A 23,420-nucleotide genomic window follows, 5' to 3' on the forward strand; every position below is an offset into this window, starting at 1 on the left:
CTGAGCTGCTGATTGCGCGGCGGTGGTCTCCGCGACCGTACCCGCGCGCGCCGCACTGGCACGGTTGTCTTGCTCGGCCGTGCCTTGATCGGTGGCCCTTGTCGTCAGCGAATCCTCCCGATGAGCTAGCTCAGACGCGTCCCGGATGCGTTTTCACTGCTTTCAGTCTATGCATGCCGTCCAGGTAGCGCTTCGAGAACGCCCTAGAGAGTGAGCAGGGCGGTCAAATCGGGGCCGGTCAGTCGATCTCGTCCGGCCAGGAACGACAGCTCGACCAGGACGCCGATGCCGGTCACGTGGGCGCCCGCCTCATTGAGGAGCGCGATAGTCGCGCGGAGGGTGCCCCCGGTTGCCAGCACGTCGTCGACCAGATAGACGTTCTTGCCCTCCAACAAACCGAGCGGCACTTCGATCTCGGCGCTTCCGTACTCGAGTTCATATCGGGCACTGACAGTCGGTGGCGGCAGCTTGCCCGCCTTGCGCACCAGAACCACGCCAGCATCGACCGCTCGAGCGAGCGCTGCGGCTACTACGAATCCCCGGGCTTCAACCCCGGCGATCAAGTCGGCTTCGTAGGCCGCTGGCAACTCGGCGAGTGCGTCGATGCAAGCGTTGAAAACTGCCGGGTCGGCAAGAAGCGGAGCGATGTCTTTGAAAACAACGCCGGCCTGCGGAAAGTCTGGCACATCTCGAAGCCTCGTCGAGATCACCTCTGCCAGGGATGGCTCAGCCGACGCCGCAGAGTCCGAAGGTGCCGGGACGGTCACGGCCGTTTCCTAGGCCGGTTCGCCGGCCTGGCGCCCGGACGTGGAGCGGGCGCAGGTTTGCCGACGGGCCTGGGCTTGACCGTGATATCGGGACCGCCGACGAGAGCGGCCTCACCCGCGCGCGCCGCTGCTGCCCGCTTTGCCATCACGCGTTTGGTCAAGGCCTTGTTGGCCGGCTCGCGTTCCTTGAGGTCCACCGTGATCGGGGTCGCCAGGAACAGTGACGAGTACGCACCGACTGCCAGACCGATGAAGAGAATCAGCGCGAGGTCCTTGATCGTTCCGACGCCGAGCAGACCCGCACCGACGAATAGCAGGCCCGCTACCGGCAACAGCGAGATGAGCGAGGTATTGATCGATCGCATCAGCGTCTGGTTGACGGCGAGGTTCGCTGCTTCTGAATAAGTCATCCGGGCGGTGGCACCGAGATCCTTCACGTTCTCGTTCACCTTGTCGAACACCACGACGGTGTCGTAGAGCGAGAAACCAAGGATCGTCAGCAAACCCACGATGGTGGATGGAGTCAGTTCAAAACCGACGATCGAGTAGATGCCCGCCGCGATGATCAGATCGTGGAGTAGGGCAGTGAGTGCGCCCACTGCCATCTTCCATTCGTAGCGGATGGATATGTAGAGAAAGACAGCAATCAAAAAGACGATCAGACCTTGAACCGCTTTGCGAGTGATCTCGCTGCCCCAGGTCGAGGACACCGAATCGATCGAAATCTGGCTCTGGTCTATCTTCAGCGCCGAGGCCAGTTTGCTCGCGACGACGGTCTGCTCGGTCTGCGTCAGCTCCTTCGTCTGGATGATGACCGACCTGTTCTTGCCGACACCGACTACCTGTGCAGCGTTCTCCGGAGTCTGGCCCGCGGCGGTCATCGCTTTCTGTGCCTCTTGGGCCGAAACCGTCGTGCCCGCGGGCAGCTGAAACTGCGTGCCGCCCTTGAAGTCAATCCCCACGTTGAAGCCACGGAACGCGAAACTGAGTATGCAGATCAGGATCAGGATCAGTGAGGCTGCGTACCAGCGCTTGCGAGTGCCGATGAAGTCGAAGCGACTCTCACCGCGATAGAGCTTGGTGAAGATACTCATCAGCTGTCGCCCTTCGCACCGGAGTTGCCATTATTTCGCTGCGCGGCCCGACGCGCAGCTGCGCGTTCTGCCGCAGTACTGCCCGGCGCGACCCGTGTCGTCTTCGCCTTGGTGCCTCCACCTGCCGAGGCCGAACCAGTTTGGGCTACTGGTTGAGCGACCGGTGGAGTCGGAGTGGAGCCGGGATCGCTACCGAGCACGGGTTCGACATCAGTATCGACATTGGCATCGACATTGGCATCGACATAGCCCGGCGCGTCGGAGTCCTCGACTGCCGGTTCGGCGTCGGACAGACCGTCCGTAGCCGATGCCGGCGCGCTCGAGCGGCCAGCTCGACCCTTTGTAGTGCTGCGGTAGGAGGCCATTCCGCCGACGCGGACATGATCAAGGCCGGTGAACCGAGCTGAGCCGAAGGCCGCGCTTCTGGAGAACAGCGAGACGATCGGGTGCGTGAAGAGGAAGACCACGACAAGGTCGAGCACAGTCGAAAGGCCAAGCGTGAACGCGAAACCCTTCACGTCGCCAGCGGCGAAGTAGTACAGGATAACCGCCGCGAGGAACGAGACAAAGTCGGCGGACAGGATCGTTCTTCGAGCCCGGTCCCACGCTCGGGGTATGGCCACCCTGGCGGTTCGGCCCTCGTGAACTTCATCCTTTATTCGTTCGAAGAACACCACGAACGAGTCCGCGGTGATGCCGATAGCGACGATGAAGCCGGCAATCCCCGCCAAGGTCAGCGTCAACCCGATGTGCACGCCGAGAATTACCAGCATCGCGTAGGTCAAGGCGCCCGACACGAGTAGGGAGGCAATAGTGACCAGGCCAAGGGCGCGGTAATACAGCAGCGAATACAGTACGACCAGGATCAATCCGATACCGCCGGCAAGCAGCCCGGCCTGGAGCTGGCTGGTTCCGAGGGTCGCCGAGACGCTGGTGTTCGTCAACGTTGTGAAGTTGAGTGGCAGGGCGCCGTACTTGAGCGAGTTGGCGAACTGGGTCGCCGACTGTTGCGTGAACGAACCAGTGATCTGAGTGTCGCCGGTAATCGTGCTTTGAATGGTGGCGGCCTGGATTACCTGGCTGTCCAGTGTGTACGCGACGACGTTGGCGACATCGCCCGGATTCGACTGTTCGTTGTGCTGGCTGGTGTAGGCGGCCCATTGCTTCTGCCCGGCTGGCTTCAGACTCAGGCTGATCGTCCATTCAAAGGTCGAGCCGTTGCTGCCTGGCGCAACGGCTGTCGCCGATTTGATCTGCTTGCCCTCGACGATCACGTTGCCCAGCAAGAATTTCTGCCCAGCCATCTGAGGGTTGGTCTTATCGCCACACGCGATCAGCGGCTTGTCGACCTGATCGAGCGGTTTGATGTTCGGGTTGTTGCAATCCCACGCGGCCACGGTGTTCTGAACGGCCGTCTGCTGTGTCGCGGTCAGAGCGTTGTACGCCGCGGCATCCTTGGGTGGGGCAAACCCGAGCGACTTCCATTGATCGACAACCTGCACGCTTTGACCCGCGGCCGAGCCGCTAGGGCTGGCTGATGCGGAAGCCGCGGGACTCGGGCTCTTACTCGGGGTAGCCGAGGGCGTCGCGCTGCCCGCTGCCTGCGGCACGACCCGGCCCTGCGGCGAAGGCGAGGTCGCTGCCGACCCGGTCGGTTTGAGGGAGGCGCCTGTCGTCTGAGTCGGAGTGGGCGTTGACCCAGCCGACGTGGCCGGAGCGGTCGAAGCCGGAGCGGTCGAAGCCGGTGCGGTCGAAGCCGGAGCGGATGAAACGGGGGCGATGATCTGAGGACGGAACTGCAGCAAGAACGCGTTGCCGATGTTCTTGACCGCGTCGCCGTCCTTACCGGGAACCGAAACGACGATTCGGTCGCTGCCCTGGATGGCCACCGTCGCCGATGCGACGCCGAGACCATTCACCCGGTCGTCGATGATCTGACGTGCCGTGTTCATTGCTGATTTGCTCGGGGTCTTGCCGTTGGCGTCGGCCTTCAGGATGACCTGGGTGCCGCCCTCCAGGTCCAACCCCAGCTTGGGCGTGTGTCGTTGACCGGGCCAAAAGACGATGATGTAGAGGACAGCGAGCAGCGCGAAGAGCGCAGCAAAGTAACGCCCGACGCGCAGCGTTCCGGCAGATGGTGGCACGGAAAGTTTTCTCCTCATATTCGACCAGCACGCACAGCCCGCAGAGCAGGGCGCTGGTGCTCAGCCCACCGGGGCTAAATCAGGTTAAGGCTCGCGGCACAGTATGACGGACGAAACCTTGAAACATTTCAGCGCGGCCGACGGTCCTCACCTTGGATCGACGTCACCGGAGGCAGGCGGCGGTTGATTGTCCGGGCCGTTGTCCGAGCGAAAATCTTGCCCGTCCGTGGGATGCACGGGGCTTTCTCCCGGGTTTAGTGCGGCTTCGCGATATTGCGACGGAAGCTCCGGAATGTCACGTAGAGCAGCAATTGTCCACTTGACCTCCACTCCGGGCGCAATGGACAACAAGACACTGTTGTCGTTCTGATTTACCGACACGACGGTTCCGTAGAGGCCGGAGGTCGTCATCACCTCCAGGCCTGGGCGCATCTTCTCCCGTCGGCTCAGGTCGACACGGGCTGCCCGGTCTCGACTGCGGCGGTTGAAAGAAATCAGACCGACGAAGATCAACGCCAAGATGACCAGCGGTAAGAGCTCTTTCACGACATTTCTTTCATAGCGGGGAACCGATCTGATTGAGATACCCGCAGGGTGGGTTCGCGGGCGGTAATCCAGCCAGTTTAGGCGTCGAACAGGGTCTGTGAGCCGAAGCCGACTTTTGGCGGGGTCAGGCCGAGGTGATGCCAGGCCGCCGGGGTTGCCACCCGACCGCGGGGCGTGCGGGCAAGCAGCCCAGCGCGTACCAAGAAAGGCTCAGCAACCTCTTCGACGGTCTCGATCTCCTCACCGACCGCGACGGCGAGGGTGCTGACGCCGACCGGGCCGCCGCCGAACCGTCGCACGAGTGCATCGAGTACGGCCTTATCGAGACGATCGAGACCCATTTCGTCCACGTCGTACACCGCAAGCGCGGCGTGTGCGACCGGCGCCGTGACGACTCCATCGGCGCGGACCTCGGCGAAGTCACGCACCCGGCGCAGCAGTCGATTCGCAATCCGCGGTGTTCCGCGCGAGCGGCTCGCGATTTCTGCCCCACCCTCGGTGGTGAGGTCGACGCCCAATAGCTGGGCCGATCGGTTGAGCACGCGCTCTAGTTCAGGGACGTCGTAGAAGTCCATGTGCGCGGTAAACCCGAACCGGTCGCGGAGCGGACCTGTGAGCAGGCCCGCTCGCGTCGTCGCGCCCACCAGGGTGAACGGGGCAAGCTCCAGCGGGATCGCTGTCGCGCCTGGCCCTTTGCCGACGATGACGTCGACCCGGAAGTCCTCCATCGCCATGTACAGGAGCTCCTCGGCCGGACGCGCAATCCGGTGGATCTCGTCGATGAACAGGACCTCGCCCTCGCTGAGACTGGTCAGCAGAGCGGCTAGGTCGCCTGCCCGTTCGATCGCCGGGCCGGATGTCAGCCGGAATGGCGCTCCCAGTTCGGCAGCGATGATCATGGCCAGGCTGGTCTTACCGAGCCCTGGAGGACCGGACAACAGCACGTGATCAGGTGGCCGGTTCCGGCGCATGGCGCTCTCAAGCACCACCTGCAACTGCTCACGCACCTTCGGCTGGCCGACGAACTCTTCGAGCCGTTTCGGTCGCAGGCTGGCTTCGACCTCGGTTTCGTCCACCGCGGCCAGCGGCGACACGACGTCACGTTCGAGCCCGTCAGCTTCGCGAGGCCCGTGTTCGAGATCGTCGGCGTTCATCATCGGGTGCGGCCAAGAAGTTGGATCGTACGGCGCAGAATCACCGCAACCTCTGGATTGTCGCCGGAATCGGAGGCAACGGTATCGATGGCCTCGGCCGCCTCCTTACCGCTGAATCCGAGCCCGGCCAACGCATGCAGAACCTGGTCCTTCCATGGCGCGATCGCGGTCACGCCTGCAAGGTCGAAGGACGCTGAGCCCGCGTCTGCATCGATGGGGCCGATACGGTCGCGAAGTTCGATGACGATCTTCTCGGCGCCCTTACGACCGATGCCAGGGACCTTGACCAACGTGGCGTAGTCGCTGGTCGCGATCGCCCGCCGCACCTCGCGCGGCGGGAAGACTCCGAGAATCGTCTGCGCGAGCTTCGGACCGACACCGTTTGCAGTTTGTAGCAATTCGAACAGGCCGCGCTCGTCATCGCCGGAGAATCCGTACAAGGTGAGCGAGTCTTCGCGGACAACAAGGCTGGTCGCCAGCCTCGCCTCGTCGCCAACCCGGAGACGGGCCAGAGTGCCCGGCGAGCATGACACCGCCAGGCCGATGCCGCCAATCTCGACGACAGCACCGTCAGGCCCGAGCGCGGTCACCCGGCCGTGAACACTCGCGATCATGGTTGCCCCCCACGGCTCGTCTTCGCTGTCGTGACACCGGCCAATGCCCTCGCTACAGCATCCTCACGCCGGTTGACGGCCGAGCCACGCCAGATTTGGCAGATTGCCAGGGCTAGCGCGTCGGCGGCATCAGCGGGCGTGGGCTTGGTCGTCAGCCGCAGTATCCGCATGACCATCGCCGTGACCTGAGCCTTGTCTGCGGTGCCCGAGCCGGTGATGGAGGCCTTCACCTCCGAAGGCGTGTGCAGCGCCACGCGGATACCTTGCCTGCTCGCGGCCACCAGCGCCAATCCCGAAGCCTGCGCCGTCCCCGTGACGGTTCGAAGATTCTGTTGGGCGAAGACCCGTTCGACAACCACCGCATCTGGACGGAAGCTGGCAATCGCGGCTTCGATACCTTGGGCGATTGCAAGCAGTCGCAGGCCAAGATCCTCTGAGGCCGGCGTACGGAGCACTTCAACGTGAACGAGCGACAGTGGCTTGCCGGGAGCCCCGTCGACGATGCCCACACCGCAACGGGTCAGGCCCGGGTCGACCCCCAGTACCCGCATCGGCACGAACCTCCACCGGTCAGCTGCTAATCGAATGAACGTTCGACAGGGTACTGGTGCGACAGTCTCAGACGTTGCCGACACGCTCGGGCAACGTGGGCGTGCTCGGTTCAGCCCGACTCGCGGGGATAGCCGGAAGTGCGGCCGCGCTGGCGCTCGAGGTGTCTCTCGAGGTGTCTGCAGCCAGCGGCGGTCGCTTGGTGCGGGGAATCCAATACCAGAGGATCGCGGCCGCGAGGAATCCCAGCCCACCGTTGGTTTCAACGCCCGCAGCCAGGGTCGCAACACCGGTAATCGCGGAGAGAATTACTGGTCCCCCGCAGCTGCCGGTATCCGACAAGAGCCGCCATATTCCAAGAAATGCTGGTCGACCGATGGACGGCGAGACGTCAGCGCCGAGCGTCATCACCATGCCGGCGCCGATGCCGTTGGCGAAACCCAACATCATCGAAGTAATCAGCAAGGTAGCGAAGCCGTTGGTCAACGGCACCAGCATCAACGAGACGCCCATCATGATCATCGACGGGATGGCAACCCAGGCACGACCTCGTCGATCCATAACCTTGCCGGCCGGGTAGAAGACCAGCATGTCGATAGCGCCCGCCAACCCGTAGATCAAGGAAGTAGCGGACGCGCCCAAGCCCAGATGCTCCGCCCAGAGCGGGATCACGACCTGCCGCGATGCCCGAACCGCGCTGATGAGGATGATCCCCAACCCCAGGGTCACAAAGACGCGCAGGTGGGACTTCAGGACCACTCGGACGCCGACCGCGGCGTGACGCCTCGTGCCGTGCTGGGCGTCGATGAGATCGCGCGAGAAGATCGCGATACCACCGGCTATCAAGGCAGCGATGGCGGCAACTCCGTACGCGCCTCTGATGCCGAAGATGTGAATCGCGCCCGCACCGACGAACGGGCCGACAAAGATCCCGATCCGGCCCGAACCGCCCAGCGTGGACAGCGCTCGCGCACGCATCGCTATGGGAACGACCTCGGTGAGGTAGGACTGCCGCGCGAGTGTGAACACGGAATTGGCGAAGCCCACCAACAGCATCGCAACAGCAAGCAGGAACAGATCCGGTGCCACCATCGCGAGCACCATCGCCGCAGCGCTGGTGCCGCCGGCGCCGATGATCGCGACCCGCTCGCCGAACTTCGCGGTAATCATCGCCGAAGGAATGTTTGTGACCAGCGAACCCACGCCGATCAACGCGACGATGAGCGAGGCGACGGCAAGGCTGGCGCCGAGGCTCCTCGCGGTCAGGGCGACAACCGGCAGCACCGCGCCCTCCGCGACACCGAACATCAGGGCCGGCCCGAATGCCGAGACCAGGATCGGACGAAGGCTGAACGCCTCGTCGGCCGTCGCGGGGGCAGACGGTAGTGCCACAATCCTCAGCTTTCGATGTTCGATTGACTTCGATGTTTGATTGACCCGATGTTTGATTGACTTCGATGTTTGATTGACGTTGTGAGCGAGGTCCGTTCGCATTGTCCAGATTAGTCCCGTCTCCCTGGCTTCTCATCGTGTCGTGAACCACCCGATGCGGCCGGACCGGTGCACCGTTGCAGCAGCCAGCTGCTCAGTTCAGCTGCACAGTCGGCGCCCATACACTTCCGTGATGACCCGACGCACCCCGCCTGGCTCCCACGGCCGATGACGATTCCCTTTCGAAGCCCGCGCAGGTCCTCCGTCCGTCCGAGTCCGATCTTCTTGCTCGTCCTGGCCGCCGCTGCGCTTGGTGGCTACATCGCTTGGCAGGCCACGCAGGACACCCACACCGCTCGTTTCGGAGTGTTCCTCTTCGTGATAGCGGGTTGGGTCGTCACCTTGTGCTTCCACGAATTCGCACACGCGTTTCTGGCGTGGCGATTCGGCGATAACGAGGTCGAAGCCCGCGGTTATCTGACCCTGAACCCGTTGAAGTACAGCCATCCGGTGCTGTCGATCGTGCTGCCGGTGGTCTTCATCGCGCTCGGCGGCATCGGCCTGCCTGGCGGTGCTGTCTACCTTCATCCGCAACGCTTCCGCACCAGGTCCCAACGGGCACTCGTGTCGCTTTCGGGACCCGCGGTCAACGTGGTGTTTGCGGTCGTATTACTTGTCATCGCCGGACAGCAGGCCACACCCACCGCCCATGTGGCTTTCTGGTCCGCCCTGTCGTTTCTGGGCTTGTTGCAGATTTCTGCGGCGCTACTGAATCTGATTCCGTTCCCCGGATTGGACGGGTACGGAGCGATCGAGCCCTATCTGGATCCAGAGTTTCAGCGGCAGGCCGAGCAATTCAAGCCCTTCGGGATGCTCGCTCTATTCGCCCTGTTACAGGTCAACACCATCAACGTCGCCTTCTTCAACGTCGTGTACTGGTTCTTCGACCTATCAGGAGTCGAGCGCGCCTTTGCCAGCACGGGCTACGAACTCATCAAATTCTGGCAATCGTGAGCCGCGTCAGCCGACGGCTTCCATGACCTCATCGGAAACATCGAAGTTCGCATAGACGTTTTGTACATCGTCAGAGTCTTCAAGCGCGTCGATCAACTTGAACACCTTGCGCGCGCCTTCTTCGTCAAGAGGGACCTGGACGCTGGGGAGAAACGAGGAATCAGCGGAGTCGTAATCGATTCCCGCTGACTGTAGGGCGGAACGAACGGCGACCAGGTCGGTCGCTTCGCTGATCACCTCGAACGAGTCGCCTAGGTCGTTGACCTCTTCGGCTCCGGCATCGAGTACGGCGAGCAGGACGTCATCTTCGCCGAGGTCGTTCTTCGGCACAATGACGACACCCTTGCGGGCGAACAGATAGGAAACGGAGCCCGGGTCGGCCATGTTGCCGCCGTTGCGGGTCATCGCGATGCGCACCTCGCCGGCCGCGCGGTTGCGGTTGTCAGTCAGGCATTCGATCAGCACAGCTACACCGGACGGACCGTAGCCCTCGTACATGATCGTTTCCCAGTCCGCGCCGCCAGCTTCGGCACCCGAACCTCGTTTGACGGCACGCTCGATGTTGTCCAAGGGAACCGAGGACTTCCGAGCCTTCTGGATGGCATCGAACAGTGTCGGATTGCCGTCCGGATCGCCGCCGCCGGTACGGGCGGCGACCTCAATGTTCTTGATGAGCTTGGCGAATAGCTTGCCGCGTTTGGCGTCGATGCCCGCCTTCTTGTGCTTGGTGGTAGCCCACTTGGAATGGCCGCTCATCGAACTCTCCCGCCCTCTGCCTCAACATGCTGCTTCATCTCGTCGCCGAATCCTGCGCTGCGTCATCGCGACCATTGGCCTGGCCGACGCTCTCGCGCACCATTTTGACGAAGTACTCGTGTACGCGTACGTCACCCGTAAGTTCCGGGTGGAACGACGTGGCCAGCAGGTGTTGCTGGCGAACCGCCACGATTCTACCCGCGACGCCGCGACCGGCACCGGGCTCACTGATGCCCGCCTCGCGGTTGGAACGGTATTCGACCCGACCGAGAACCTGCGCTGAGGTGCCAACCTCCTCGACCCACGGCGCCCGGATGAACACCGCCGTCAGCGGCCGCCTGTCGGGATCGGTCGACGCGTCGATCCCCGTCAGCGTGATCTCCTCTTCGAAGGACTCGACCTGCCGACCGAAGGCGTTACGCCGGACCGTCATATCGATTCCGCCAAAGGTCATCTGGTCCGCAGTTCCGTCGAGGATGCGATCCGCGAGCAGAATCATGCCGGCGCACGAGCCGTAGGTTGGCATGCCGTCGGCGATGCGCTGTCGCAACGGCTCCAGCAGATCGAAGATCCGCGCGAGTTTCACAATGGTGGTCGACTCACCGCCCGGGATCACCAGGCCGTCCACCGCGGCCAGCTCGCTCTGCCGACGGATGGCAACACCGCGCACACCACAGCGCGCCAGGCTCGATAGGTGTTCAGCTACATCACCCTGCAGTGCGAGCACGCCCACCGTCAGCGCACCGAGGGATGCTGGATCGTCTGGCACGCCTATTGCCGAGCCCAAAGCTCGCGCTGAGGTTTCATTCGACGCGCTGCTTGACAGTCCGCTTGACACAGGGAAGCAGCCTAACGAGTAGCCGATGACGTCGCTCGTTCAGGAGGCGTCATCGCACCGGCAGCTCCGATTTCAAGGCAAAGCAGCAACTCAGCCTCTAGCGTGAAGGCGGTCGCCTACCAGCCTCGCTCAGCCAACCGGTGTGGTTGCGGGATGTCTTCGACGTTGATGCCGACCATGGCTTCGCCGAGCCCTCGAGACACCTTCGCCAGGACGTCAGGGTCGTCGTAGAACGTCGTGGCCTTGACGATCGCTTCGGCGCGCTGCTCAGGATTGCCCGATTTGAAGATGCCGGACCCGACGAAGACGCCTTCAGCGCCGAGCTGCATCATCATGGCTGCGTCCGCGGGGGTCGCGATACCGCCAGCGGTGAACAGGACCACCGGCAACTTGCCCGCACGGGCGATCTCCGTCACGAGCTCGTACGGCGCCTGCAGTTCTTTCGCCGCGACGAAGAGTTCGTCTGGAGACATCGAGGTCAACCGCCTGATTTCGCCGCCAATCTTGCGCATGTGGGTGGTGGCGTTCGAAACGTCACCCGTCCCAGCCTCGCCCTTTGATCGGATCATCGCCGCGCCCTCGGTGATCCGGCGCAAGGCCTCGCCGAGATTCGTGGCACCGCAGACGAACGGCACCGTGAAGTTCCACTTGTCGATGTGATTGGCGTAGTCAGCCGGCGTCAGAACCTCGGACTCATCGATGTAGTCGACGCCGAGTGACTGCAGAATCTGGGCCTCGACGAAGTGGCCGATCCGCGCCTTGGCCATCACGGGGATCGAAACGGACGCGATGATCTTGTCGATCATGTCCGGATCGCTCATCCGCGAGACGCCCCCCTGAGCACGGATGTCAGCAGGCACGCGCTCGAGCGCCATCACCGCGACGGCGCCCGCGTCCTCGGCGATCTTGGCTTGCTCGGCGGTGACCACGTCCATGATCACGCCACCCTTGAGCATTTCAGCCATGCCGCGCTTGACCCTGGCGGTGCCGACGCTGTGCGCGTCAGCGGTGGCGTGGGGCGCGCCGTCGGAGGTGTCGTGCGTGGCGTGGTCAGATGCAGAAGTCATACCGGGATTCTACTTCTGCTTCGAGTTCGCCAAGACCGAAGCCGCAAGCTCGGGCTAGACGGGCGCTCCGTTCGTCGCCAGCACGACGTAGGCACCGCCAGGTGCAAACAGCAGCGGCTTGCCCGCGGCATCGGTGAATGTCGTCGGCGATGCCTCGGTCGGTCGCGACCACTTGCCCTCGAGTCGTTTGCCGTTGCGGAACAGGACCACGCGGCCGGAGCCGACGGAATGGGTGAACTGAGATGGGTTTCCGGCAACGTCGACATCGCTGGGATCGGTCTCCACTGTGCAGAACTGGACGAGGACGTTCGTTGTGGACGCCGGGGTGCCGTTGGCAAGCAGGAGCGGGCTGCCGTTGATCGTGCGGACGTATCGCTTGCTTGCCGGAACCCACTGGAACGTCACGGGGGTGCCACCGACCACGGTGTTGACCGCGATGCCGCTCGGCGCCCGAAGCAGCCGTGGATCCACGAGGCCCCACGTGAAACCGACATTTTTTGCGGGGGCAGTCTTGGCCGCCGCGGCAACCTGAGCAAGGTTGGACGCGAGGTTGTACGGAGCGGGCCGGCTGCCGTCCCGCGAGAAACCCGGGCCACCCCGATCGTTGATCACGCCGTGAACCACCGAACGGTCCAGCGTCGGCAACGATTGGCCGCCCCCGCCCGAGGCGACCAGGGTGATCTTGCCGTATTGGCTGAGCAACTCGGGGTCGCTGGCTCGGGTGCTACGGACGGGTTCGACTGTCGGCTTGTGCGTGCCGAACACCGCCAGAAGTCGGGTCAAACCGCCTTCTGCCTGCTCGATATAGACGATATCGGCCTGCTCGAGCCCTACTGACGGACGGCCGCTCTCCGTGTCATCGATCTTGACCGCGACCACCGGACTCGACGATGGTGCGCCGACGCCCGTCAGGTAGTTGACGGCGGCCGGCGGTTTCGGCTTGGGCTTCGGCTTAGGGGTCGGCGCTGGGCTGGAGGTCGCGACCACAGACGACGTCGCCGGAGCAGCGACAACCGGCGCCTTGCTGTCATTGCCGGTGAGCGTGAACGCGCTGACTGCGCCAATCGCAAGGACCGCAACAACTCCTCCACCGATGAGGGCTGTGCGCTTGGACGGACGCGCGATCATATGTGACTCCTTCTTGGTGCGTTATCAGTCGATGTCGGACCATTTGTGCCAGTTGTACCGGTTTCGACGGGTTCGGTGGCAGTTGTCGCGGTAGCTGGCTGTGAGGCCGCTTCAGGACCCAGCAGAAGCCCGGTGTCGTCAATGTCGAAGTATTGAGGCAGCTCCCGTCGACCGGCCAGATGCAGCAACCTGGGCATCCGCCGCGACCGAAGAGTACGAGTGTCACGCACGGCATCGTTGAAGAATCGCCGGGCGATGAGCACTCTTGCCGCAGCTTCGGAGAGTTCCGTGGCCGCCTCGGCGGGAAGAACGGCCCGGGTTGCGTTGAGGTCGGCGATGGCGCGGCCAACTCGATTTTCGGTGGCGCGCCGGTCGAGCGGATCGAGCGCCAACGCCTGCCGCGCGATGGCCCCCAACTCCTCGGACTGTTCGGCCGAAATACCCGATCGAGGCATCTCGGCGAGATGGAGCAATGCCGCGGCGCGGCGGACCAGTTGAGCATCGAGCGCCGCCTGGGCGGCGTCGACCCGCGCATGTAGCCGATCCAGTCGAGTCAACGTCATGCTCACCCAGGTGGTCAGCACGATCGCGGCCACGACGGCGGCGATAAGCCAGCCGATCGACAACATGAGTACAGAGACTAGGTCAGCAACGCCCAGACACTAAATCGCCGCGACTATTCACAGTCACTCTCGGTGACATGCTGACCCGTCTGACGCCGCCCTAAAGGACCGCCCCCGCGATGGCAATGTCGTAAACCCGCAGGATCTGGGTGGCTACTACCGTCCAGTCGTACGGACGGACAACCTCGGCGCTGGCTGCGGCGAGGACACCGCGCAGTGCGGGGTCGCCCAAGACGGTATCGAGCGCCTGAGCCAATCCGGCCGCGTCGCGGTTGCTGAAAAGGACTCCCGCGCGACCATCGTCGAGCACTCTGCGGAACGCGTCGATATCGCTGGCCACGATCGGGGTTCTTGCCGCCATTGCTTCGAGCAGGATGATCCCGAAGCTCTCGCCCCCAGTGTTCGGCGCAACGTAAACGTCAACGCTGCGCAGCATGCTTGCTTTCTCCGCCTCGCTGACCATGCCGAGCATGACGATGGCCGGCAGCAAGTCGCTCGGAGCAGTCTTCAGGAATTCGACTTCATCACCTCGACCGGCGACCAGCAGTTGAAGCCCCGGCCGCTTGACGATGAGGGTTTCGAGAGCGCTGAGCAGTACCGACATGCCCTTACGCGACTCGTCGTAGCGACCGATGAAGCCGATCGTGCCTCCGTGACTGCTGTCGCGCGGGTAGCCAGGCAGGGGCGCCGCCGAGCTGTAGGCAGAAACCGCCACGCCGTTTGGGATCACCACGGCGTCCGCACCAAGGTGCACCATGATCATCTTGCGGGCAGCTTGCGAAACAGCGATGCGACCGGAAAGCCGTTCCAAAATTGCTTGAACGGCACTGTCGAAAATCTGCAGGAACCGCGACCTCGTCGACGAAGAGTGGAACGTCGCAACGAGAGGCACATCTGCCAACAGGACCGTCAGCAACGAGAGACTCGGCGGCGCTGGCTCGTGGACGTGTACGACATCGAACGCGCCGTCTCGCAGCCACCTGCGAACCCGGGTCGCCGATACCAGGCCGAACTGGAGCCTGGCCACCGAGCCGTTGTACGGGATCGGCACTGCCTTGCCGGCAGCGACCACGTAGCCGGGTAGCCCAGGTGAGTCCTCCTCCCCCGGCGCGAGTACCGAGACGTAGTGACCCAACCGCAGGAGCGTTTCGGCCAGGTCGCGGACGTGCGCCTGGACGCCGCCCGGGATGTCCCAGGAGTAGGGACACACGATGCCGATGCGCACGCTCAGCCGCCCTGGAGTCCGTCGGCGCTATTTTCGGGCAGTTGGACCAAGTCGGCGAGCCACAGTCGATGCAGCATGTGCCAATCCTCGGGGTGCAGCGCGATCCGCTCCGCAAACGCCGTCGCCAGTGCCTGGGTGCCGATCCGGAGCTTGGCTCGCAGATTTCCCTCGCCCAGGTCTACGGGCGGCGCTATCCATTGGCCCCAGCCGTCCGTAGTGAAGTAGAGATGCACCGGTAGCAATGCAGCGCCGGTGGTCGCAGCAAGCATCGCTGGCCCCGCCGGCATGCGCGCGGTCTCACCGAAGAACTCGACCTCGACGCCGCTGCGGGACAGATCGCGATCAGCGACCAGGCAGACCACCCGCCCGGCGGCGAGCCGTTGCCGGAGAACACTCATTGGGGGTTGGGGGCCGCCGGTCAGCGCGAGCACCTCCATACCGAGGGACTCCCGGTAGGCAACAAATTTGTCGAACAAGGATTCTGGCTTCAACCGCTCGGCTACCGTCGCGAAGGGGTTGCCTCGCTCGACGAGCCAAAGGCCCGCGACGTCCCAGTTACCGCTATGAGGCAGAGCCAAAATCGCGCCGCGACCCTTGGCTAGGGCCTCGTCCAGATGGTTGGCCCCATCGGTATGAATACGCCCCACAGTCTCAGCCACGTTCATCGAGGGCAACCGGAAGGTCTCCAGCCAATAGCGCGCATATGAGCGCATCCCCCGACGCACGAGGTCATCGAGTTCAGCCGGATGTGCCCGCGGGTCGAGGCCGCTGACCCGACTCAGGTTGAGCCGAAACTGCCTGATCGAAGGACCGTTTCGCCGAGTTGTCAGGTCCGCAGCCTGCCGGAAGAGCCGAACGGCCATCGATTCAGGGAGCGTGCGCACCAACCGCCAAGCCGTGCTGTAGGCGAAGTCGGTACTACGTCCAGCCAACGAGCCAGCACTCAACATCGCCGAGGTCGAGGTCACGCGGGTGCGCTCGACGGCGCGGTGCCGCTCGCGGAAGGGCTCTCGCGGGCCTGCCTCCACACCGTGGTGAACCGTTGCGCGACGGTGATCGTGGAGGCACCCACCAACAACCACAATGCGACGGCCTGGGCGTAGGGCACCCAGAAAGGCCAACCAGTAAGGCCGGTACCGACGAGCACGATGATCAACCGCTCCGCACGCTCAGCAATGCCGACGTTCGCAGTCATTCCCATACCCTCGGCGCGCGCCTTGATATAGGACGTCAGCGAACCAAGAGCCAGACACAGCAGCGAAGCCGCCAGAAGCTGCGGATGGTCGTTGCGGGCGAACCACCACGCCAGGCTGGCGAAGACGGCCGAGTCGGCAATCCGGTCGCAGCAGGAATCGAGCACCGCCCCGAATTTCGTCGTCAGGCCCCCGGCGCGCGCCACCGCCCCATCGACCATATCGAGCATGACGAAAGCCCATACCAGCAGCGTGCCGGTGAAGAACCGACCCTGCGTGAAAAAGATCAGCGCCGAGGCAGTGGCTCCGACCGTACCCACGACGGTGACGGCGTCGGGCGTGACCCCGGCGTTGGCAAGCGAACGTCCTAACGGGTTGATCACTTTTGACAGGGGCACTCGCAGCAGGTTCAACACCGGTCAAAGATACCGAGCGCGGACGACGGTTCGCGGCAACCCGGACGCCCGAGAGTGGTCATTTCAGGATGATTCCGTTCGACCGTCGCGCTGAACGCTTGTACTGGAGTCGAGACGGGTGTCGAATGCTTTCCAAGGGAAGCGGCCAGAAGAGGGGTGGATCGCGATGTCGGCGAAAACCATGACCAGAGCGTCCCAACCGCGACCGGAGGCCGATGCGGCTGCCGAACCTGCACAGATTCGCAACGTCGCGCTGGTCGGTCATTGCGGCGTCGGTAAGACGACGCTGGCCGAGCATCTGCTCGTTGCGACCGGCGCGATCTCGCGGGCCGGCGGCATCGCCGAGGGGACAACCGTGTCGGATGCCGACCCGGTAGAAGTCACCCAACAACGGTCGGTCTTCCTTTCGGCACTACGCGTTCGGCACGGGAATACCGTGATCAACTTGCTCGACACACCGGGCTTCACCGATTTCATCGGCGAGTTGCGGGCCGGCCTGCGCGCAGCGGATGCAGCGCTGTTCGTTGTGTCAGCGGCCGACACCCTTGACGAGACCACCCTGGCCCTCTGGGAGGAGTGCGCGGCGCTGAGCATTCCGCGAGCAGTCGTCATCAATCGCCTGGACGCTCCCCGCGCCGATCTCGAACATGCCTTGCTCGCCTGTCGAGAGGCGTTCGGTGGCGTCGACGGTAACGCCGTGCTTCCGCTCTACCTACCGAATGAGGACAACACGGCGCTGGTCCCGCTGCTGCTGGAGAGTTCGACATCATCGGTGACGTCCTCGGACGCCTTCGCCGCGGACCGGGCAGCTCTCATCGAGGCGATCATCGCCGAAAGCGAAGACGAGACCCTGCTCGATCGCTACCTCGCCGGCGAGGACCTCGAGGCGGACGTCCTACTGCACGATCTGCATACGGCTGTCGGACGCGGCCACTTTCACCCGATCATCCCGGTGTGCGCGGGCACCGAACTTGGCCTGACCGAGCTCCTCGAGCTGCTGGAGGCCGGCTTTCCCACCCCGGAAGAGCGTCCGCAGCCCACCGCGTGGACGCCGATCGGTGCGCCTGGCCCGGTGCTCAATTGCGATCCCAACGGCCCATTGGCGGCTGAGGTCGTTCGCACCTGGGTCGATCCTTATCTTGGACGTGCCTGCTCGGTCAGGGTGTTCTCCGGCACAATCCGCCCAGACACCGCCTTACACGTCTCCGGTCACGGCGGTGAGGCGCGCGGCCATCCCGATCATGATGCGGATGAGAAGACAGCCACCCTGCTCAACACCTCGCTCGATCTTCTCGAACACGCCTCCGCAGGTGACCTATGCGTTATTGCCAGGTTATCGAGCGCCGAGACCGGCGACACGATCTCGGCGCAGGCCCAACCGCTTGTGATTCTGCCCTGGGCGATGCCTGAACCGCTGCTGCCTATCGCAGTGCGAGCAACGACGCGCAACGACGAAGACGCATTGGCAAAAGGACTGACCAGACTCAGCGCGGCAGATCCAGCATTGCGAATCGAGCGAAACGCCAGCACTTCTCAACTGGTCCTCTGGTGCCTCGGCGAGGCACATGCTGATGTCGTACTTTCCAGACTTCGAGCAGGCGGCGCGGCGATCGAGACCGAACCCGTTCGAGTACCACTGCTCGCCAGTTTCACCGCCCCAGCCAGCGGTCACGGTCGCCAAGTCAAGCAATCTGGCGGCCACGGCCAATATGCGGTGTGCGACATCGAAGTCGAGCCGCTTCCGCGAGGTTCGGGAATCGAGTTCGTGGACAAGGTCGTCGGCGGCGCCGTTCCGAATCAGTTCATTTCGTCGGTCGAGAAGGGGGTGCGTGCCCAGCTTGCCCAGGGTGTCGTCGCTTCCACGCCGGTGGTCGACGTCCGAGTGACATTGCGCGATGGCAAGGCACACAGCGTCGACTCATCAGATGCGGCCTTTCAGGTCGCCGGCGCGCTGGCCGTGAAAGACGCTGCCACCAAGTCAGGAGTGCAGGTACTGGAACCGGTCGACTCCGTCGAGATCGTGGTAACCGACGACCATATCGGCGCGGTCCTAGCAGACCTTTCCGGTCGCCGGGCGCGCGTGACCGGCACCGAGCCAGTGACGTCGAACCGCCCTGGTGCACGCAGCGCCATCCACGCTGAAGTGCCCTCCGTGGAGCTGTTGCGTTACGCCGTCACGCTACGTTCGATAACCGGCGGCGTGGGCACGTTCGAGCGGACCTACCTGCGGCACGACCCAGCGCCCGCGGCGGTGGCGGCTGCCCTGCTCGGATGACGCAAGCTCAGCCCGTCTGACGCGGCTCGCCACGATACGTACCGAACGACCAGCGGTTGCCCTCTCGGTCACGAATCGCGAAATCACGCGAACCGTAGTCGGTGTTGGTCAGCTCCATCGTGATCTGCGCACCGGCATCTTTTACCTTTGCGTACAAGGCGTCTGGGTCAGTCACGACCACGTAGCAACCGAACGTACCGGGTTGCAGCGGCCACCGGTCGCCCTCCTCGGCGTCTCTCGTCGACCCGAGCATGACACCACCGCCGAGCGGCCAGGACAGTTGCGCATGATCCACTCGATCGCCCTCGCCATAAACGACCGTTTCTTCGAAGCCGACGACGTCTACGAGAAAACGGATCAGCGCGCGCGCATCCGTGGCTCGCAGACTCGGCCACACATTGGGTGGCGGGGCGGACGACGATGTCGAGTCAGCTGCGGATTCGTTTCGTTGGGTCTCGGTCATGTCCCCAATCGTGCACCGGTCACGGCCGGCTCGCTTGGACGTTTCGGAACTCTTCGGCCAGCCAACGCGTGGGCGAGCATCCGGCCAGGGCCCGAAATTCACGAGCAAGGTGGGCCTGATCGTAGTAACCGTGAGCCGGCGCGAGATCGGCAAGGGAGAACGTGCCGGATGCACCCCGGCGCTGTAGATCGCGTCGGGCCAGGTCGAAGCGGAACACCCGTGACGCAGCCTTTGGCGTCAAGCCGATCTCGGTGACAAAACGGCTTCGCAGATGACGCTCACTCCATCCCACCCGCCGTGCGAGCGCGGCCGTCGAAGTGCCGGCATCGGACCTCAGGATCCGCCACGCTTGCAGTACCTCCGGGCTGGGTGCTCGCGCTGGATCCATGGCCCGGAGCAACACCTGGTCGATCGCGTCGAATCGTTGCGACCACGAAGAAGCCGCTTGGACCCGTTGCTGAAGTTCGCGCGCCAGCGGTGCGCACAGTTCTCCGAGTTCGAAGTCGATACCACTGAGTTCTCCTGCTGGCAGGCCGAACAACGAGCGCGCTCCGTGCGGATGCACCGCGAGTTGAACCCCCGACTGGCTACCGCCGTGGGTAATGATCGCGGGCGTGGTGTGCAGTCCCCCAATGAGCGTGTCGTACGCACCAGGCGTCCGGCGCGGATCGACGTGCCGAGCGATGACTAGCGGCTCGTCGAAGGTGACGATCAGGGTCAGGTAGGGCGATGGCAGCCCTCGATGCGTTCGCGGCGGGACACCGCGCTGCTGGTACCCGCTGTAGAAAGCTATGCAATCGCGAAGGCCGGGAGCGGGCAGGACTTGTCGAAAGGACTCCACCGATGACGGCGCGACCGACTGGACGGACACTCAGCCATCATGCGCTGCCCGCTCGCACCGCGCCAGATAGGACGGTTCGCCAGAGGTCCGGGCCATAGCTCACCATGATCGATCTGTGCCCGGCTCAGCGGACGCTCTACGCTGACAAAATGGAAACCGGCAGCAAGGTTGCAGACTTCGAACTCCTCGACCAGGACGGCCAGCCACGCAGGCTGAGCACGCTCCTCCAGGACGGCCCAGTCGTGCTGTTCTTCTATCCAGCCGCGATGACCAGTGGCTGCACCAAGGAAAGCTGCCACTTCCGTGATCTCGCAGCGGAATTCAAGGAGGCGGGGGCGCAGCGGGTCGGCATCAGCCGGGATTCGGTTGCCAAGCAGAAGCAGTTCGCCGATCTGCATAGCTTCGATTACCCGCTGCTCTCAGACGAGTCGGGAACGGTGGCAGCGCAGTTCGGGGTCAAGCGTCGATTCGGGCCGCTGCCAGTCAAGCGGCACACTTTCGTCATTGGCCAGGACTCGACGCTGATCACCGAGATATCGAGTGAGCTGAACATGCAGCTGCATGCCGACGAGGCGTTGAAAGCGCTCGGTCATTAGTCCGGCGCCGCTTTGGCAATGCGTCGTCACTTCCAGGCTTCGGCGACCAGGTTCCGGGTGTCGGCCAGCAACTGGGGCAGCACTTTGGTCTGACCGACAATCGGCATGAAATTCATGTCGCCGCCCCATCTGGGCACCACGTGCTGGTGCAGGTGCGCTGCAATACCAGCACCGCCTGCGCTGCCCTGGTTAACGCCCAAGTTGAAGCCGTGCGGGGCAGCTGCAGCGCGTAGCGCAGTCATCGCCCGCTTGAGGAATTCGGTCAGCTCCGCGCCCTCGGGGAGAGTCAACTCGGTGTAGTCCGCGATATGGCGATAGGGCACCACCATCAGATGACCGGGGTTGTATGGATACAGGTTGAGCACGGCATAGACCAGTTCGCCACGCGCCACTATGAGAGCGTCCTCGTCGCTCCTGGACGGAAGGTCGCAGAACGGGCAGTGATGCTCGGCCTCGGATTCCGGTTTGCCCTCGCCGCCGATGTACACCATCCGATGTGGTGTCCACAGCCGCTGAAAGGCGTCGGGCACCCCCGCTAGATCAAACTTGTCGACGAGTTCAACCGCTTCTTCGGTCACTGCGACGATTCCGCCATGAAGTCGGCCACCGAGGGCGAATGGTTCTTTCGGGCAGCAATGAAAGCCGCGAGTTCCTCGATGGCCTGGGCCACCGGAACTCCGTTGCGCTGTTCGCCATCTCGATATCGGAAGGAGACCGCGTTGTTGTCTGCGTCCTGCGCTCCTGCGATCAGCATGAACGGAACCTTCGACTGCTGGGCGGTCCGGATTTTTTTCTGCATCCGATCCGAGCCAGCGTCCACCTCGACGCGGATACCCCTACTTCGCAGCGACTTCGCTATCTCGAAGAGGTAATCGGCCTGCTCGTCCGAAACAGGAATAGCGACCACTTGTACCGGCGAGAGCCACGCTGGGAAAGCACCGGCGTAATGCTCGGTGAGGATGCCGAAGAACCGCTCGATCGAGCCGAACAGCGCCCGGTGGATCATCCGCGGCTGGTGCCGCTCGCCATCGGCGCCTTGATATTCCAAGTTGAACCGGTCCGGCAGCTGGAAATCGACCTGAATCGTCGACATCTGCCAGGTTCGGCCAATCGCATCGCGCGCCTGGACAGAGATTTTCGGCGCGTAAAAGGCAGCCCCGCCCGGATCGAGCACGAGTTCGAGGCCCGAGTCCTGCGCCGCGACCCGCAGCGCCTCGGTCGCATGCTCCCACTGCTCGTCGGTACCGACGTACTTTTCCTCGTTGCGAGTGGACAATTCGAGATAGAAGTCGTCCAGGCCGTAATCGCGCAATAGGTCGATCACGAACTTCAGCAGCGATTTGATCTCATCCTGCAACTGCTCCGGCGTGCAGTAGATGTGGGCGTCGTCCTGAGTCATGCCGCGTACCCGAGTCAAGCCGTGAACCACCCCCGACTTCTCGTAGCGGTACACGGTTCCGAACTCGAAGAGCCGCAGCGGGAGCTCTCGATAGGACCGCCCGCGGGATCGGTAGATCAAATTGTGGAACGGACAATTCATCGGCTTCAGGTAGTAGTCCTGGCCCGGTTTGCGAACGCTGCCGTCGTCGTTGAGTTCTTCGTCCAGATGCATGGCGGGGAACATGCCGTCGGAATACCAGTCCAGGTGCCCTGACGTCTCGAACAGCGAACCCTTGGTGATGTGCGGTGAGTAGACGAACTCATACCCGGCCTCGGAGTGACGCTGGCGGGAGTAGTTCTCGAGCTCTTGACGGATGATGCCGCCCTTGGGATGAAACACGGCAAGGCCGGAGCCGATCTCATCGGGAAAACTGAACAGGTCAAGCTCCGCTCCGAGCTTGCGATGGTCACGTTTGGCAGCCTCTTCGAGCCGGGCGAGATAGGCCTTCAGGGCGTCTTTGGTCGGCCATGCCGTCCCGTAGATACGTTGCAGTTGTTCATTGTTCTGATCGCCACGCCAATAGGCGGCAGCAGTACGCATCAACTTGAAGGCCGGAATCCGCCGTGTTGTCGGCAGGTGTGGCCCGCGGCAGAGGTCCGTCCAGACCAGTTCTCCGTCGCGGTTCAGGTTGTCATACATCGTCAAAGCGCCGCCGCCGACCTGGGAGGCTTCTTCAGCGCTCAGTTCCGTTGGAGTGCGGTTGTTCTGCTCACTGGTCGGGTCAGCGGCTGCGCCCTTGAGCCCGATCAGTTCAAGCTTGAACTTCTCACCCTTGAGTTCTACCCGCGCCTCATCGTCTGCGATCCGTCGCCGGGAGAATCGCTGAGAAGCCTTGATGATCTCGTTCATCTTCTTCTCGATGGCGACGAGGTCTTCAGGAGTGAAGGGCCGTGACGGCTTGAAGTCGTAATAGAAGCCGTTCTCGATCGGCGGGCCTATGCCGAGCGGGGTGTCCGGGAACAGATCCTGGACGGCCTGAGCCATCACGTGGGCGGTCGAGTGTCGCAATACGGCCAAACCGTCCGGCGAGTCGATCGCCACTGGCTCAGTCACGTCGGCTGAGTCGAAGGCGATATCTAGATCGCGGAGTACGCCGGTCGAATCACGGACGACCACAATCCCGGCGGGCCCGTTCACATCGATGCCCGCGGCCTCGAGCGCGGCGCGTGGCGTCGTGCCGGCAGCCACCGTCAGCTCGGGCCGCGAAGTCGGCTCGGCAAGGGACTGCGACGGGGCACTGGACAC

23 protein-coding genes are annotated in these 23,420 nt (G+C 63.5%); 3 read left to right on the plus strand and 20 right to left on the minus strand.

The genetic code is table 11. From position 1 onward, the window contains the following. Positions 1-203 precede the first annotated feature (203 nt). From ACSMXN_RS13870 to ACSMXN_RS13905, 8 genes are all read right to left on the minus strand, one after another. Positions 204-767, minus strand: coding sequence for an adenine phosphoribosyltransferase (locus ACSMXN_RS13870; RefSeq protein WP_051148736.1), 564 nt, complete (start codon positions 765-767; stop codon positions 204-206). Continuing rightward, the gene (secF, locus tag ACSMXN_RS13875; protein ID WP_027139122.1) at positions 764-1,861 is read right to left on the minus strand and encodes a protein translocase subunit SecF; all 1,098 of its coding nucleotides are present in this window, start codon (positions 1,859-1,861) and stop codon (positions 764-766) included. Before secF ends, ACSMXN_RS13870 begins: the two co-directional genes overlap by 4 nt. Further along, on the minus strand, positions 1,861-4,005 hold the full coding sequence (secD, locus tag ACSMXN_RS13880) for a protein translocase subunit SecD (protein WP_022912063.1): 2,145 nt from the start codon (positions 4,003-4,005) through the stop codon (positions 1,861-1,863). Before secD ends, secF begins: the two co-directional genes overlap by 1 nt. Positions 4,006-4,152: 147 nt before the next feature. Further along, on the minus strand, positions 4,153-4,551 hold the full coding sequence (locus ACSMXN_RS13885; RefSeq protein ID WP_022912064.1) for a preprotein translocase subunit YajC: 399 nt from the start codon (positions 4,549-4,551) through the stop codon (positions 4,153-4,155). Positions 4,552-4,628: 77 nt separating this feature from the next. Continuing rightward, complete coding sequence (gene ruvB, locus ACSMXN_RS13890; protein ID WP_022912065.1) at positions 4,629-5,705, minus strand: Holliday junction branch migration DNA helicase RuvB; 1,077 nt, start codon at positions 5,703-5,705, stop codon at positions 4,629-4,631. Continuing rightward, positions 5,705-6,319 (minus strand): Holliday junction branch migration protein RuvA, encoded by a 615-nt coding sequence (gene ruvA, locus ACSMXN_RS13895; RefSeq protein WP_022912066.1) that lies wholly within the window; start codon positions 6,317-6,319, stop codon positions 5,705-5,707. The genes ruvB and ruvA overlap by 1 nt, the downstream gene beginning before the upstream one ends. After that, positions 6,316-6,870 (minus strand): crossover junction endodeoxyribonuclease RuvC, encoded by a 555-nt coding sequence (gene ruvC / locus ACSMXN_RS13900; RefSeq protein ID WP_022912067.1) that lies wholly within the window; start codon positions 6,868-6,870, stop codon positions 6,316-6,318. Before ruvC ends, ruvA begins: the two co-directional genes overlap by 4 nt. 67 nt (positions 6,871-6,937) lie before the next feature. Further along, positions 6,938-8,260, minus strand: a complete 1,323-nt coding sequence (locus ACSMXN_RS13905) for an MFS transporter (RefSeq protein WP_196811150.1) — start codon at positions 8,258-8,260, stop codon at positions 6,938-6,940. Positions 8,261-8,527: 267 nt separating this feature from the next. On the opposite strand from ACSMXN_RS13905, the gene ACSMXN_RS13910 reads away from it, so the two are divergent. Then, positions 8,528-9,313 carry a site-2 protease family protein gene (locus ACSMXN_RS13910; protein ID WP_022912069.1) on the plus strand — a complete coding sequence of 262 codons (786 nt, stop codon included), beginning with the start codon at positions 8,528-8,530 and terminating at the stop codon, positions 9,311-9,313. Between the two features lie 6 nt (positions 9,314-9,319). Here the strand turns inward: ACSMXN_RS13910 and ACSMXN_RS13915 are convergent, their stop codons facing one another. The 8 genes from ACSMXN_RS13915 to pgsA form a co-directional block, all read right to left on the minus strand. Continuing rightward, complete coding sequence (locus ACSMXN_RS13915) at positions 9,320-10,069, minus strand: YebC/PmpR family DNA-binding transcriptional regulator (protein ID WP_022912070.1); 750 nt, start codon at positions 10,067-10,069, stop codon at positions 9,320-9,322. A 34-nt stretch (positions 10,070-10,103) separates the two neighbouring features. Further along, the gene (gene pdxT, locus ACSMXN_RS13920; protein ID WP_027139123.1) at positions 10,104-10,838 is read right to left on the minus strand and encodes a pyridoxal 5'-phosphate synthase glutaminase subunit PdxT; all 735 of its coding nucleotides are present in this window, start codon (positions 10,836-10,838) and stop codon (positions 10,104-10,106) included. Positions 10,839-11,023: 185 nt separating this feature from the next. Next, positions 11,024-11,974 (minus strand): pyridoxal 5'-phosphate synthase lyase subunit PdxS, encoded by a 951-nt coding sequence (gene pdxS / locus ACSMXN_RS13925; protein WP_022912072.1) that lies wholly within the window; start codon positions 11,972-11,974, stop codon positions 11,024-11,026. Positions 11,975-12,028: 54 nt separating this feature from the next. After that, a complete protein-coding gene (locus ACSMXN_RS13930) occupies positions 12,029-13,102 on the minus strand; it encodes a DUF3048 domain-containing protein (protein WP_022912073.1) in 1,074 nt (357 codons plus the stop codon). After that, positions 13,099-13,731 carry a hypothetical protein gene (locus ACSMXN_RS13935; protein ID WP_022912074.1) on the minus strand — a complete coding sequence of 211 codons (633 nt, stop codon included), beginning with the start codon at positions 13,729-13,731 and terminating at the stop codon, positions 13,099-13,101. The genes ACSMXN_RS13930 and ACSMXN_RS13935 overlap by 4 nt, the downstream gene beginning before the upstream one ends. Positions 13,732-13,825: 94 nt before the next feature. Then, positions 13,826-14,950 carry a glycosyltransferase family 4 protein gene (locus ACSMXN_RS13940; RefSeq protein ID WP_022912075.1) on the minus strand — a complete coding sequence of 375 codons (1,125 nt, stop codon included), beginning with the start codon at positions 14,948-14,950 and terminating at the stop codon, positions 13,826-13,828. Positions 14,951-14,952: 2 nt separating this feature from the next. After that, the gene (locus ACSMXN_RS13945; RefSeq protein ID WP_027139124.1) at positions 14,953-15,900 is read right to left on the minus strand and encodes a phosphatidylinositol mannoside acyltransferase; all 948 of its coding nucleotides are present in this window, start codon (positions 15,898-15,900) and stop codon (positions 14,953-14,955) included. Between the two features lie 14 nt (positions 15,901-15,914). Next, a complete protein-coding gene (gene pgsA / locus ACSMXN_RS13950; RefSeq protein WP_022912077.1) occupies positions 15,915-16,559 on the minus strand; it encodes a phosphatidylinositol phosphate synthase in 645 nt (214 codons plus the stop codon). Between the two features lie 181 nt (positions 16,560-16,740). Between pgsA and ACSMXN_RS13955 the strand changes: the two genes are divergently transcribed. After that, positions 16,741-18,834 (plus strand): elongation factor G-like protein EF-G2, encoded by a 2,094-nt coding sequence (locus ACSMXN_RS13955; RefSeq protein ID WP_027139125.1) that lies wholly within the window; start codon positions 16,741-16,743, stop codon positions 18,832-18,834. 7 nt (positions 18,835-18,841) lie between these two features. Here the strand turns inward: ACSMXN_RS13955 and ACSMXN_RS13960 are convergent, their stop codons facing one another. Beyond that, complete coding sequence (locus ACSMXN_RS13960) at positions 18,842-19,297, minus strand: VOC family protein (RefSeq protein WP_022912079.1); 456 nt, start codon at positions 19,295-19,297, stop codon at positions 18,842-18,844. Between the two features lie 19 nt (positions 19,298-19,316). Then, positions 19,317-20,168 (minus strand): helix-turn-helix domain-containing protein, encoded by an 852-nt coding sequence (locus ACSMXN_RS13965; RefSeq protein ID WP_022912080.1) that lies wholly within the window; start codon positions 20,166-20,168, stop codon positions 19,317-19,319. A 119-nt stretch (positions 20,169-20,287) separates the two neighbouring features. Here ACSMXN_RS13965 and ACSMXN_RS13970 point away from each other — a divergent pair, with 119 nt between their 5' ends. Then, a complete protein-coding gene (locus ACSMXN_RS13970) occupies positions 20,288-20,734 on the plus strand; it encodes a peroxiredoxin (protein WP_027139128.1) in 447 nt (148 codons plus the stop codon). Positions 20,735-20,760: 26 nt separating this feature from the next. On the opposite strand, the gene ACSMXN_RS13975 is transcribed toward ACSMXN_RS13970, so the two are convergent. Continuing rightward, positions 20,761-21,312, minus strand: a complete 552-nt coding sequence (locus ACSMXN_RS13975) for an HIT family protein (RefSeq protein WP_022912082.1) — start codon at positions 21,310-21,312, stop codon at positions 20,761-20,763. Continuing rightward, the gene (gene thrS, locus ACSMXN_RS13980; protein WP_027139129.1) at positions 21,309-23,369 is read right to left on the minus strand and encodes a threonine--tRNA ligase; all 2,061 of its coding nucleotides are present in this window, start codon (positions 23,367-23,369) and stop codon (positions 21,309-21,311) included. The genes ACSMXN_RS13975 and thrS overlap by 4 nt, the downstream gene beginning before the upstream one ends. Positions 23,370-23,420: the final 51 nt, after the last annotated feature.

It is taken from the genome of Parajatrophihabitans canadensis, from assembly GCF_053764775.1.